The organism is Streptosporangium carneum, assembly GCF_027922005.1.
GTDB classification, from domain to species: Bacteria; Actinomycetota; Actinomycetes; order Streptosporangiales; family Streptosporangiaceae; genus Streptosporangium; species Streptosporangium carneum.
The window spans coordinates 999,174-1,012,197 of sequence record NZ_BSEV01000001.1 but is presented as its reverse complement, the minus strand read 5'-3'; the positions used below and the strand labels follow the sequence as shown (position 1 = coordinate 1,012,197).

At 69.5% G+C, this 13,024-nt stretch carries 9 protein-coding genes; 2 read left to right on the top strand and 7 right to left on the bottom strand.

The features are described 5' to 3' along the window. Nucleotides 1–194: 194 nt before the first annotated feature. From PKF00_RS05010 to PKF00_RS04990, 5 genes are all read right to left on the bottom strand, one after another. On the bottom strand, nucleotides 195–860 hold the full coding sequence (locus tag PKF00_RS05010) for an NUDIX hydrolase (protein WP_271216143.1): 666 nt from the start codon (nucleotides 858–860) through the stop codon (nucleotides 195–197). Nucleotides 861–879: 19 nt separating this feature from the next. After that, nucleotides 880–2,706, bottom strand: a complete 1,827-nt coding sequence (locus PKF00_RS05005) for a DUF4434 domain-containing protein (protein ID WP_271216142.1) — start codon at nucleotides 2,704–2,706, stop codon at nucleotides 880–882. A gap of 60 nt (nucleotides 2,707–2,766) precedes the next feature. Continuing rightward, the gene (locus PKF00_RS05000) at nucleotides 2,767–3,855 is read right to left on the bottom strand and encodes a glycosyltransferase (protein ID WP_271216141.1); all 1,089 of its coding nucleotides are present in this window, start codon (nucleotides 3,853–3,855) and stop codon (nucleotides 2,767–2,769) included. A 19-nt stretch (nucleotides 3,856–3,874) separates the two neighbouring features. Further along, complete coding sequence (locus tag PKF00_RS04995; RefSeq protein WP_271216140.1) at nucleotides 3,875–5,137, bottom strand: nucleotide sugar dehydrogenase; 1,263 nt, start codon at nucleotides 5,135–5,137, stop codon at nucleotides 3,875–3,877. Between the two features lie 197 nt (nucleotides 5,138–5,334). Next, the gene (locus tag PKF00_RS04990) at nucleotides 5,335–6,942 is read right to left on the bottom strand and encodes a glycosyltransferase family 4 protein (protein ID WP_271216139.1); all 1,608 of its coding nucleotides are present in this window, start codon (nucleotides 6,940–6,942) and stop codon (nucleotides 5,335–5,337) included. Between the two features lie 119 nt (nucleotides 6,943–7,061). On the opposite strand from PKF00_RS04990, the gene wecB reads away from it, so the two are divergent. Then, nucleotides 7,062–8,231, top strand: coding sequence for a non-hydrolyzing UDP-N-acetylglucosamine 2-epimerase (wecB, locus tag PKF00_RS04985; protein WP_271216138.1), 1,170 nt, complete (start codon nucleotides 7,062–7,064; stop codon nucleotides 8,229–8,231). A 167-nt stretch (nucleotides 8,232–8,398) separates the two neighbouring features. Beyond that, entirely contained in the window at nucleotides 8,399–10,462 is a 2,064-nt protein-coding gene (locus PKF00_RS04980; protein WP_271216137.1) for a glycosyltransferase family protein, read from the top strand. 182 nt (nucleotides 10,463–10,644) lie between these two features. On the opposite strand, the gene PKF00_RS04975 is transcribed toward PKF00_RS04980, so the two are convergent. Further along, the gene (locus tag PKF00_RS04975; RefSeq protein WP_271216136.1) at nucleotides 10,645–12,300 is read right to left on the bottom strand and encodes a serine/threonine protein kinase; all 1,656 of its coding nucleotides are present in this window, start codon (nucleotides 12,298–12,300) and stop codon (nucleotides 10,645–10,647) included. A gap of 183 nt (nucleotides 12,301–12,483) precedes the next feature. Then, nucleotides 12,484–12,780, bottom strand: a complete 297-nt coding sequence (locus tag PKF00_RS04970; RefSeq protein WP_271216135.1) for a DUF6355 family natural product biosynthesis protein — start codon at nucleotides 12,778–12,780, stop codon at nucleotides 12,484–12,486. Nucleotides 12,781–13,024 lie beyond the last annotated feature (244 nt).

Below are 13,024 nucleotides of genomic sequence, written 5' to 3'. Positions count from 1 at the left end.
CCGGGTTCACGGTCGCCGAGACCACCAGGACAATCGTCGTAGAACTCCCCTTACCACATCCTGGAATTTCAGATTTTCGCGGTCTTAACTCTTACTATGGGAATAGCGTAAGCGATAACCATTTTCATGTCTACAATTCGGTAATGGTTTTCATCCCTCGAGATTCGATGCGCCGGAAGCTTTCCCCTGAGGGACTACTCCTTGAGGGAGCGGAGCATCGGGGGATGGAGGAAAACCGCAGGTCCCCTGCGGTAGAGCTTGGCGGGGCGGCCTCCGTCACGGGTGGTCGTGCCGCCCGTCGGCACCAGGAAGCCCTCGGCCTTCGTGACCTTCCTGTGGAAGTTTCGCGGATCAAGGGGACGGCCCCAAACGATCTCGTAGACCCTGCGAAGATCGGCGACGGTGAACTCTGGCGGACAGAACGCCGCGCCCAGCGGGGTGTACTCGAGCTTGCCCCTGGCGCGCTCGATTCCGTCGACCATGATGCGCCGGTGGTCGAAGGCCATCTCGCTCAGCGAGGAGACCGGCTGCCAGCTCATGTGGGCCTCGGTCGAGGCGGGCAGGTCGGGGGCCAGGCCGAGGTAGGCGACGCTCAGGACGCGCTGACGCGGGTCGCGGTCGGGGTAGCCGTAGGTCTGCAACTGCTCCAGGTGCACGGGCGCGCCCGGCAGACCCGCCCGCTCGGCCAGCACCCTGGCCGCCGCGGCGGGCAGATCCTCGTCGAGCTGGATGAAGCCGCCTGACAGGGCCCAGCGTCCCTCGTAGGGTGGCTTGTCCCGCCGCCAGACGAGCGCGCTCAGCGCCTGGCAGCGCACCGTGAGGACGACCAGGTCCACGCTGACGGGAATGCGCGGAACCATGCCAGGCACGTTACACCGATCAGAGGTTCACGCGGACGTGCAACGGCTCGGCCGCCGCCCGACCGTCCGGCGAGGCGACCTCGAGCCTGATCCAGGCGTCCGGCGGAACCTTCGTCCAGTCGAACGGGATCCACGCCGTCCTGATCCGTTCGGGCAGGTCCGGCGGCGGCGGCGTCAGGTCGACCCCCGCCACCTCGACGACCCTGGGGGTCTCCTGCCCGTCCCAGGTGATCGTCACCTTGGAGCCCATCGGGAGGTTGTAGCCCCGGATCTCCACCCCGTCCTGGATGTCGCGGGGCAGGCGGACCGCGTCCACCGGGATCGGCCGGTCGGCGTCGCGGGCGATCTCCTCTGCCAGGGACGGCGAGCCGCAGGTGAAGAAGTCGCTCCACATGTAGGAGACGATCTTGGAAACATACCGGCCGACCTGCGTCACGGCGGTGTCGAGCCGTTTCTTGTCCGTGCGTCCCCTGGTGCCGGTCCTCGGGGCGCACGGCTCGTCCGTCGACGGCTCGAAGGCCTCGACGTTGGCCCACAGCTGCACGTCGTAGCCCTGTTCGACCATCCTGGTCCGCGCCGCGGCCATCTCCCGGTAGTAGTCACGGGTCGAGCCGTGGTAGGCGGTCCCGTTGGTCGTCTCGCCGACGACGGGCCTCAGCCGGTCGTCGACCCGCTCCTCACGCTGGTCGGGCCAGAACAGGCCGACCTTGCCGGTGCCGCGGCTGTCCTGCGGCGCGATGATGCCGACCCCGGTCCTGGCCAGCGCCTCGAAGCCCTTGGCGACCTGCTTGGGGGTCGCGCTGAAGGGCAGCCGTCTGCGCGCGTCCAGGTAGGGGCTGACCAGGATGGGCTTGCCCGGCATCTCCTGCTCGACGATCTCGTGCTGGGAGGCGTAGACCGCGAGCGTGGGGTGGTCGGCCTTCATGTCCCGCAGCTGCAGCTCGAACGGCTGGTAGAAGCCGCTGAGGGAGGTCCTGTCCGCGAACCGGTCGCCGTAGTCCTGCAGGATGCGCCGGGTGAGCGTGGTGAGGGTGTCGGTGCCGCGCTCCGAGGCGCGGGTGCTCTGCGCCGGGTCGCGCGGAGCCAGCGGCAGCGCGGGGAAGACCTTCACGCCGAACCGGTCGCCGAGGTCCAGCAACTCGGTCAGGCTGTCCTGCGCCGCGGCGGCGACCAGGATCAGGTGGTAGCCGCGCCCCTTGTTCCTGATGTTGGCGCAGCTGGGGTCGTCGGTGCCGTCGTCGGGCGCCAGGAGCCGGTAGAAGACGGTGTCGCCGACCGTGATCCGGCGCTCGAACTCGGGACAGCGGAACAGCCCGTCGCCGAACGCCTCGTCGGTCCGGTAGACGAACGTCCAGCTCACCCGGTTGCCCGGATTGGCCGCCTTGAGGTCCCGCTCCGCCGCCGCCACGCACGGCGTCCCGTCCTCGACGCAGGGCTCGTAGCGGGGGTCGACCTCCTTGCCCTCCTTGTCGAGGATCCGGCCGTCCTCCTCGGTCCTGCGGGCCTGCAGGCCCCAGCCGATCCGGATCACCGTGTCGCCGCCCACCTCGTGGATGGCCGCGAACTGCCTGCGCCAGGTGCAGTGGTCCGTGGTGGGGATGAGCCAGTAGCCCGTCAGCGCGTACGGCGTGCGCATGGCCGTGTCGAACGTCCCGCACGGGTCGGTGAAGGGGGTGGCCCCCGCCGTCGGCCGGGCCGTGGAACCCGTCGCGGAGGGCGAGGGGGAGACCGAGGCGATCGCCGAGCCGTCGGCGGTCGGGGTGCTCTCACCGCGTGGCAGGACCATCGCGACCGCCGCCGCCACCGCGAGGAGCGCCACTCCGAGAAAAGCGGTGAGCCAGCGCACGTTCAGGACACTACCGTTCTTGCGATCAGGCGGACATAAACAGCTTCGCCGGACAAGAAATCAGCTTTTGACGCCTGCCCACGCCTCAAGCTGGGAGACGAAACGGCGGGCCGAGTTGGGCCAGTGGTGGTTCGCACGGGCCGCCGCATACCCTCGCGCACCCTGAGCATGCCGCTCCCTGACGTCGTCGCGCAGGAAGAGCACGGCCTGGGCCACCGCCTTCGGGTCCTGCCAGGGCACGACCATGCCGCTGTGGTAGCGCTCGACCAGCTCGACCGCGCGCGGCGACGGGGTGGTGATCACCGGGATCCCGTGGGCCATGTACTCCACGATCTTCGTGGGCATGGAGTGCCGGTAGTTGGGCTCGTCGCGCAGGAGCGACAGACCGGCCAGCGCGCCGTCGAGGCGCTTGAGCGCCTCGTCGTTCGGCATGAAGTCGCGCCACTCCAGCAGGCCCTGCGCGACCGCGTCGTTCAGGATCGGGCGCGACTGCGGGTCGGCGTAGCCGATCAGCTCGACCGCGACCCGGTACGGCTGGAGCAGCCTGGCGACCTCGATGGCCTCGCGCACTCCCCGCGCCTCCGACAGCCAGCCGAGGTAGACGACGCGGTCGTCCGCGGGCTCGGTCACCTCGTCGGGGACCCACGTCTCGTTCGGCACCACGAGGTGCGTCCTGCGGAACCTGCCCGCGTAGGCGCTCTCGGCCAGCAGCAGGTGCAGGTGACGCTCGGCCGTGCCCTCGAGCAGGCGGGCCAGGAAACGCACCGGAGGCCGCAGGAACGGCGGCAGCCAGGGCTTGAGCGACAGCGTCGCCGGAGTGTCCTCGTGGACGTCCCAGACCACCGGGGGCCGCTTGCGCACGCCCACGACCGCGAGCAGCAGCTCCGGGTCGTGGACGATCGCCAGATCGACCTGGCCTCGCATGCGCTTGAACACCTTGCGGGCGGCGCGCACGGCGGAAAGCCGCTTGCGCTCCGCCGCCCGGGGAAGGTCGACGCCGTTCACCCACGACCGGGCCATGACGCCCCGCGCGGTGTACGGCGCGGCATACGTGACCTCATGACCGGCGTCCACCAGCGCGCGGATCTGCCGGTGCAGGATCCGGGCGTCCTCGGGGTGATGCACCACTGTCATGACGAGCACGTGCACTGCGCGCAGCCCTTCGTTGCTAGAGCCGCTCGACGCGTTCACCCTCGGCGAGCACGCCTCGGGTGTCGAGCACGAGCTTGCCGTGGTCCTCGACGATCGACAGGTCGAAGGCGGCGTGCTGCTGCAACAGCAGCGTCACGTCGGCTTCGGCGACCGCCCTGGTGAGGTCTTCCTCGCGTGGCACCGGAGCACCGTCCACGCGCCATTCCTTGACATACGGGTCGGCGAAGGTCAGGTCCGCGCCGAGTTCGAGGAGCGCCCGCGCCACCGGCAGGGCCGGGGTCTCGCGCTCGTCGGCGATGTCGGGCTTGTAGGTGACGCCGAGCAGCAGCACCTTGGAGCCGTTGACAGCCTTCTTGTGCCGGTTGAGCAGCCGCTGGACGCGGGCGACCACGTAGGCCGGCATCCGCTCGTTGATCTCCTGGGCGAGCTCGACGAACCGGAACGGGTAGCCCAGCTTGCGCACGGTGTAGGACAGGTAGGACGGGTCCACCGGGATGCAGTGGCCGCCGACGCCCGGTCCCGGCAGGAACTTCTGGAAGCCGAACGGCTTGGTCGCCGCGGCCTCGATGGCCTCCCAGAGGTTGACCCCGAGCTCGTCGCAGAAGATCGCCATCTCGTTGACGAGGGCGATGTTGACGTGCCGGTAGGTGTTCTCCAGGAGCTTGGCCATCTCGGCCTCGCGGGTGCCGCTGACCGGCACGACCTGCTCGACGAACCGGGAGTAGAACCCGACGGCGCGCTCCCTGCAGGCGGGGGTGTAGCCGCCGACCACCTTGGGGGTGTTGCTCATGCCGTACTTGGTGTTGCCCGGGTCGATGCGCTCGGGCGAGAAGGCGAGGTGGAAGCTCTCGCCCGCGACGAGGCCCGAGGCCTCCAGGATGGGGCGGGCGACCTCGTCCGTCGTGCCCGGCCAGGTGGTGGACTCCAGGACCACGAGGGTGTCCGCGGAGAGGTTGCGGGCGACCGTGGCGGTCGCGCCCTCGACGGCGGACAGGTCGGGGCGGTGGTCCTCGTCCAGCGGGGTCGGCACGCAGATGACGATGGTCCGGCTCTCGGCGAGCACCGACTCGTCCAGGGTGGCGCTGAAGCCGTGCGTCAGCATGTGCGCCAGGTCGGCGTCGGTCAGGTCGTCGATGTAGGAGCGCCCCTCGTTGAGGGCCTCGACCTTGCGGGGGTCGACCTCGAAGCCGACGACGCGCAGTCCGGCCCGCACCGCCTCTTTGGCCAGGGGCATGCCGACATACCCGAGACCGATGACGGCCAGGTCATAGGTGCTCACACGGCCTCCTTCGTCAGCCCTGCCCCACAAGGGCGCCAGGTCTCCGGCGAGCTCGCTGTGCCACTCACAGGGAGGCCCTCGGATGCCGGAAACAACACTTCATGGTCGCAAAGGCTATCTCAAGTCGGCACGAGCCACGTCTAATGCGATTGAACGCATCGCAAACTGCCAGTTGCCGGGTCACCTGGCGAAGGTCATCAATCCGTAAGTGATCGGTAAAGGTCACGATACGTCTCCGCGACACGGCTCCACGTGCGCTTCGCCGCCACTTCCGCCCGTCCCGCCTCTCCCATCGCGGCCCTCCGCTCCGGGTCGTCACGGAGTGCGGCGAGCGCCTCCGCGAGCGCCTGGGGGTCACCGGCGGGAACCAGGAGCCCCGCGCCTCCGGTGCCCACGAGCTCCGACAGGGCGGGCAGATCGCTCAGCACGACCGGCTTTCCGAGCGCCATGGCCTCGACGGGTTTCAATGGTGTAACAAGTCGGCATACGCGCAGGTCCTCGCGAGGGCAGACGAAGATGTCGATGGCCGCCTGCGCCTGAAGCGCCTCGTCGGGGCCGACCCTGCCCGGCAGGATCGCGACGTCCCCGAGACCGAGCTCCTCGACCTGCTCGAGCAGCGCGGCCCGCTCCGCGCCGTCTCCGACGAGGAGCACCTTGATCGGGGCGCCCTGGTCCCGCAGCAGCGCCGCCGCGTTGATCATGGTCGCGAAGCCCTCGTAGGCCACGATGCTCGAGACCGAGCCCATGATGATCTCGCCGGGCTCGATGCCGTAGGCGGAGCGGAACGCCTCGCCGTCGTACTCGGCGGTCAGCAGCGAGTCGTCGACCGCGTTCGGCGCCAGGAAGATCTTCTCCCTCGGCACGCCCCGCTCGACGATCTCGGTGGCCATGGTCTCCGCGAGGGTCACCACGGCGTCCGCCGAGCGCATGATGAACGCCTCGCGGTCGCGCTGGAGCACGTGCCGCTGGCTGCCGACGCGCTTGGGGTCACGGGAGGCCCAGGTCTCCTCGAGGAAGCCTCTGACCTCGTAGACCATCGGCGTCCCCGTCCGCTCCCGCACGGCCAGCGCGACCGAGCCGTTGCGGTGGTCGGTCGCGGCGTGCAGGACCTGCGGCCTGAGGGTCCTGACCAGCTCGGTCACCTCGGCCGCGCCCCTGAGCATCCGCCCGTGGCTCTCGAACGGCACGTCGCCGCCGTCGGGGATCAGCCGGTGGTAGGGGATGCCGTCGATCTCCTCGTACGGCGTCGCGTCCGCGTGGCCCTGCATCATCGGCCAGCCCCAGCTGGTCACGATGTGCGGGTCGAGACCGGCCGCCTTCTGCGCGGTGACGATCCGGTGGGTGCGCACGGTGTATCCGGCCTGCGTGTACGGCAGCGCGTTGGTGACGCAGTGCAGCACCCGTCCCTGGACGCGCTCGCCGACGATCACCTTCTCCTTCGGCGGGATCGGGTTGGGCTGGATCGCGGCCAGCTCACCGGCGTAGTAGGTCGCCCTGCGCTTGACGAAGGGGTATCTGGTGTGCGTCTGGAGGACGGCGACGGCCTCGCTCATCCGGCCCGCGTCGAAGTGCTCCTTGGCCTCGGCCCACGGCCCCTTGACCACGCGCATGCCGAGCTTGCGGACGACGAGCCTGGCCCGGCGCGCGGCCGGCCAGGCGAAGCGGCCCACGACGGGACGCAGCTTCGGCGGCAGGGTCTCGGCGGCGGCCTGGGCCACCCGCACCGGATCGGACTTGACCTTGGTCACCACGATCCGGGAGACGATCACAGGGTGCTTGGCGAACCCTCTCAGAAGCCCGCTCAACCCGGCACGGGCCGACTTCGCGGAAACTTTGGGAGAGTCTGGCGAGCTGGCTTCGGATACCACGCCGTGACCGTACCATAGGCAACGTTTGCCCTACTCCCGCATGAAAGGCGAGGTCAATGAGGGACTACGCCCCCACGGGGACGACCCCGGCCCCTGACAATCCCCTCGTCCTGCACGTGCTGGGCGCACGGCCCAACTTCGTGAAGGCGGCCCCCGTCGTGCGCGGGCTCGCCGAGCTGGGGGTGCGGCAGGGCATCGTGCACACCGGTCAGCACTACGACGCGCTGATGTCGGACGTGTTCTTCGCCGACCTCGGGCTGCCCGAGCCGATCGCCAACCTGGGAGTCGGATCGGGCTCGCACGCGCGCCAGACCGCCGCCCTGCTGACCGGCCTCGAGGAGGTGGCGCTCGAGCACCGGCCCACCCTGGTCGTCGTCTACGGCGACGTGAACTCCACGCTGGCCGCGATCCTCGTCTGCGCCAAGCTCCACATCCCGACCGCGCACGTCGAGGCGGGCCTGCGCTCCTTCGACCGCGAGATGCCCGAGGAGGTCAACCGGATCGTCACCGACGCCCTGTCCGACATCCTCTTCGCCACCTCGCCCGACGCGCTGTCCCACCTGTCGAACGAGGGCGTGGACCCGGCGCGCGTCCACCTCGTCGGCAACCCGATGATCGACAGCCTGTTCTCCGCGCTCGACCGCCTCGACCCCGCCCCGGTCCGCGCCCGCCTGGAACTGCCCGAGCGGTACGGCGTGGCCACGCTGCACCGGCCCGCGAACGTGGACGACCCCGCGTCGGCCAAGGAGCTCGTGGACGCCGTGCTCGAGGTGAGCGAGCGCCTGCCGATCGTGGTGCCGATCCACCCCAGGGGCCGTGAGCGCCTGGCCGAGGCGGGACTGGTGACCGGCGGGAACCTGCTCATCGTCGACCCGCTCGGCTATGTCGACTTCCTGTCGCTGGTGCGCGGCGCGGCGCTGGTCGTCACCGACTCCGGCGGCGTGCAGGAGGAGACGACCATGCTCGGCGTCCCCTGCCTCACGGTGCGCCCCAACACCGAGCGGCCGATCACCATCACCCACGGCACCAACCGCCTGGTGACCCCGGCGCAGCTGGCGGCCGCCGCCGACCGGGCCCTGGCCGAGGGCGCGGTGACGCCCTCGGGCGACCTGCCCCCGCTCTGGGACGGCAAGGCGGGGCCCAGGATCGCCCGGGTGATCGAGGCCTGGCTCAGGGGAGGGAACCTCTCTCCCGCGGGGCAGGCCGTACCGTCCGAGTCCCTGTAGGCCCCGCAGGCCCCGCAGTCCCCGCAGGCAGGGCAGGTCGCCGTGTGGACGGAAGAGCCGTACCGCGTGAGCGGGGTAGGCCGTACCGCCCAAATCCCTGTAAAACGGCTTTTTCGGTACGGCGTAAGTCGTACGCTGGCACGACCTCGGTGTAAAGGCGATTCCCCATGAGTTCCCCTGAGCAGACCCCAGAAGAGCCGAAGTTCCAGCGTCTCGGGCCGATCAACTGGCTTCCTGAGGAGCGCAAGGTCGTCGAGCGCTTCGAGGAGCGCGTCAGGGACCTGGAGCGGCGTCTCGCCATCGCCGAGGCCCGCGCCGACTACGCGCAGTGGAAACTGGAGTCCACCAAGGTCCAGCGGCCCTACCGGGTCGCCGAGGCGCTGACCGGGGCGAAGGGGTCCGGGGTCGCCCGGCTGCCGGGGAAGCTGAAGGCCGCGATGGAGGCCCGCAAGGGGCCCAAACCGCCCAGGCCGGTGAGCGAGGTGGTCGAGGAGCTCGACCAGCAGGGTCCCGCGGTGAACGTGCCGCAGGTGAAGTGGCCCGCCGGGCCGATCAACCGGCCCGACCTGAAGGTCGCGGTGATCCTGGACGACTTCTCCAGGATGGCGTTCAAGTACGAGTGGGACCAGATCGAGTTCGGGCTGCGCGACTGGCCGGAGATCTTCGCCGAGCGCAGGCCCGACGTGCTGTTCGCCGAGTCGGCCTGGCACGGCAACCAGGGCCGCTGGCGCTACCAGATGACCGGGTCCAACGCCCCGAAACCGGAGCTGCGCGCCCTGATCGACTGGTGCAGGGACGAGGGGATCCCGACGGTCTTCTGGAACAAGGAGGACCCGCCGAACTTCGACTTCTTCATCGACACGGCGAAACTGTTCGACCACGTCTTCACGTGCGACGGGGACATGGTGCCGCGCTACCGCGAGGTGCTGGGGCACGACCGGGTCGACGTCCTGCAGTTCGCCGCGCAGCCCCGGGTGCACAACCCGATCCAGGAGCGGCAGGGACGGCTGCACGACGTGGTTTTCGCGGGGATGTACTTCCGCGACAAGCACCCCGAGCGGCGCGAGCAGATGGAGACCGTGCTGGCGCCGATCCGCGAGCTGGGGCTGCACATCTTCGCCCGCAACGGCACGGTCGACGAGAAGTACGCCTGGCCCGCCGAGTACGTCCCGCACATCGTGGGCGAGCTGCCGTACGACCAGATGCTGGCCGCGTACAAGATGTACAAGGTCTTCCTGAACGTGAACTCGGTGCTCGACTCGCCGACCATGTGCGCCCGCCGCGTCTTCGAGCTGTCGGCGTGCGCGACGTCGGTGGTCTCCGGGTGGTCCCGGGCGATCGAGGAGACCTTCGGGGCGCTGATTCCCATCGCCAGGGACGAGCTGGAGTCCTACAACCAGGTGCTGCACCTGATCAACAGCCCTGAGCTGCGCGCCCGGCAGGGGCACCTGGCGATGCGCGAGGTCTTCGACAAGCATCTGTTCACGCACCGGGTGGACCAGATTCTGCGGGTCCTCGGCAAGCCCGTCGAGACCCGGTCGCGATCGGTGTCGGTGGTGCTGCCGACGAACCGGGCCTCGCAGATCGAGCACGCCATCTCCTCGGTGGCCAAGCAGATCCACCGGCCGTTGCAGCTGGTGATGGTGCTGCACGGACTGGACATCGACCCGGTGGTGGTGGCCGACAAGGCACGGGTCGCGGGGATCTCCGACGTGGTGGTGCTGCCCGCGGACCCCTCGTTGTCGTTGGGAGCCTGCATGAACATGGGCATCGCGGCGGCGGAGGGCGAGCTCGTCGCGAAAATGGACGACGACAACCTGTACGGGGAGCACTATCTGTCGGACCTGGTGCGTGCTTTCGACTATTCCGACGCGGAGTTGGTCGGGAAGGGCGCGCACTACGCCTATTTCGAGGGCAGCAACACGACGATGCTGCGGCTCCCAGGACTGGAGCACCGCTACAGCTGGCTGGTGCAGGGCGGGACGTTCCTCGGAAAGGCCGAGATGTTCCGGCACTACGGGTTCGAGGACGTGACGCGGGGCGAGGACACGCGGCTGGTGCGGCGGCTGAAGGAGGACCGGGTCAAGATCTACTCCGCCGACCGGTTCAACTTCGTGTACTGGCGCAGCGGTGACGCGTCGATGCACACCTGGCAGGCCGACGACATCAAGCTCACCCGCAACGCGCAGTTCTCCTTCGTCGGGCATCCCGAGGCGCACGTGATGATCTGACCGGCCGGGACCCGGCGGCGCGGCCGTGCACCGGGTCCCTCCACCGGCTCCCTCAGGAATCCGGACGTACCGGTCCGCGGCACCCCGCGGAGCGGGTCCGCCTCACACGGAGAGCGGGTGTCTCGCATGCGGGTCTGTCTCACCCGGAGACGGCGCCCTCGAGAGGCCGGAGCTCCAGGAGGTCACCGCCGGCTCAGAGGGAAGACGCCTGTCGCGAACTTGTGGGCGTACTTACAGAGTTTCCAGGACTTAGCCCAATTCGGCTCGTGATTGCGGAGATTGACCCGCACGTGGCCGTATGAGGTGGCCCAGGAAATGCTGCAGCTCAGCTTGTGGGGGGCACCGGAGTCGCGAATCACGGACTGCCAGGCCGTCTTGTTCTTGATCACGAGAAAACGGGCCGAGGAGTCCTTGGGGACGGGAGTGGGATAGGTGAAGACGTCCACGAAGTAGTAGGGGGTCGTGTCGCGGCCCTCGGGCCACCAGGTGCAGTTTCGCCGCCCGTCGGTGTCGTCCGTGTGATCGCCTCCGCCGTCGAGGTGAAAGGAGTCGAGCAGCTTCCGCGGGACGAGGGCGCACGGGTCGGGAAGCCTGGAGAGGTCCCGGGCGTCGGTCGGGGTTCCGGCCGCGGTCTTCCCGGGGGCGGGTGTCGCGAAGAGAGACGGAGTCCGCCCACCGGCCACGGCCGGTGTGTCGCGCGCCGAGACGCCGTTCCCGACCGCCCACCACACGACGGCGCTCGATGTCCCGAGCGCCACCAGCGCGACGGCCGCGCCGGCGAGAACCTTCCCACGCCTGAGCGGCCCCGGCACGACGGGCCGACGCCCCTCCGTGAGATGCCGGTGGGTCTCCGCCGGGGAATCCCGGTGAGCCCTCTCCCCGGGATGGCGATGAGGCGGCTCCACCGGGGAATGCGGGGAATGCCCCGCGGAGAGGTGAGGGGGAGGCGGCCCGTGCGGCGCGCTCCCGGACCCGCCGACGGCGGCCGCCCCCGCGGCGAGGACGGCCTCGCCACCGGGCGTGGGTTCCGACGAGGGATCGAGGCCGACGAGGGCGAGCAGGACCTGAGGTGCGGCCGGCCGCCTCGCGGGATCCTTGGCCAGGCAGGCGCCGACCAGCCCGGCCAGCGGTTCCGGCAGCGCGCCGAGGTCGGGCTCGGCGGACAGGATCCGGTGTATCACCGCCGGAACGGTGTCGTCGCCGAACGGCGCCCGGCCGGTCGCGGCGAACAGCATCGTCGAGCCCCAGGCGAACATGTCGGTCCACGGGCCGAGGCTCCCCCCGCCGAACTGCTCGGGCGCCATGTACGCCGGAGTGCCCACGACGTGGCTGGTCGTCGTGGACGTCGTGTCGAGCGCCTTGGCGATGCCGAAGTCGATGACCCGGGGGCCGTCCCGCCCCATCAGGACGTTGGGCGGTTTGAAGTCCCGGTGCACGATCTTCGCCTGGTGGATCGCCGCCAGCGCGGTGACCGTGCCGATCGCCAGGCGCCGCAGGTCGGCACCGGTACGGGGTCCCTCGCTGCGGACGAGCTGCTGCAGTGACGGCCCGGACACGAACTCGCTGACGATGTACGGCCGGTCGCCCTCGACGTTGGCCTCGATGACCCGCGCGGTACAGAAGTCCGCGACCTTCTCGGCGAACGCCAGCTCACGGACGAACCGTTCCCGCGCTCCGGCGTCGTCGGCGAACCAGGCCTGCAGCAGCTTGACCGCCACCTGCTCGCCCCGCGCCCCGCGCCCGGCGTACACGACGCCCTGACCGCCCGCCCCCAGACGGCCCACCAGCTCGTAGCGCCCTATCCGCTCGGGGTCGCCAGGCAACAGAGGAAGAGACACAACGGTCATTTGATCATGCATCACCCTCTGCGCGAGGCCCATCCGCCCTTCAGGTGTCTGGTTTCCTGGCCCCTGGGCGATGACCGGCGCGCCGCAGTCGCTCGCTTTCCGGCCGCCGGACGACCCGCGGGAGGCTGAAGCGATCCGCCGAGGTCCCCTCGTCGAGAGCGAAGCGCTGAGGGGTCAGACCGGGCAGATCCCCGAACTGATGTAGTACGCGTTGTCGATCTCGTCGTCGCTGCCGAGGTAGGTCCTTCGGGCGCTGACCAGGCGGCATCGGTCGTTCTCCTCGCCACCACCCGAATAGTCCACCCGGATCAGGATCCTCCTGGGCGCGTTGCAGTGTTCGTAGTACGCGGAGATCGCGTTCTCCCAGAATCCGCAGACCGCGGCCGACGACCGATCGGGCTCTCGGAGCTTCGCCGAATCGGCGAGCGCCGAGGGCGGGAGGGCGGGGACGACCACCGCGAGAACGAGCATGGATGCACACTTCTTCAAGAAATGCCGCATAGCGCGACCCTTTCCGGAGACAAAGGGTATTTCAACAAAAAACCGATAATCGCCCGCTACGGGAAGACGGCGAAGACGCCAAGGATCCCACACGACCGCAATCGGCCATTCCCCTTGAAGAGTACGCGCGAACGAAGACGGCAATCCCCCGAAGAACGAAGGCGTCACCCTTTGGAGCCTTCGAAAACACCACTTTTGTTTGCTTTCATTCTTC

What these genes read in the sequence shown, in the direction of transcription:
- PKF00_RS05010 (WP_271216143.1), bottom strand. Translation starts at nt 860, where the DNA reads ATGGTTCCGCGCATTCCCGTCAGCGTGGACCTGGTCGTCCTCACGGTG.
- wecB (WP_271216138.1), top strand. Translation starts at nt 7,062, where the DNA reads ATGAGGGACTACGCCCCCACGGGGACGACCCCGGCCCCTGACAATCCC.
- PKF00_RS04980 (WP_271216137.1), top strand. Translation starts at nt 8,399, where the DNA reads ATGAGTTCCCCTGAGCAGACCCCAGAAGAGCCGAAGTTCCAGCGTCTC.
- PKF00_RS04970 (WP_271216135.1), bottom strand. Translation starts at nt 12,780, where the DNA reads ATGCTCGTTCTCGCGGTGGTCGTCCCCGCCCTCCCGCCCTCGGCGCTC.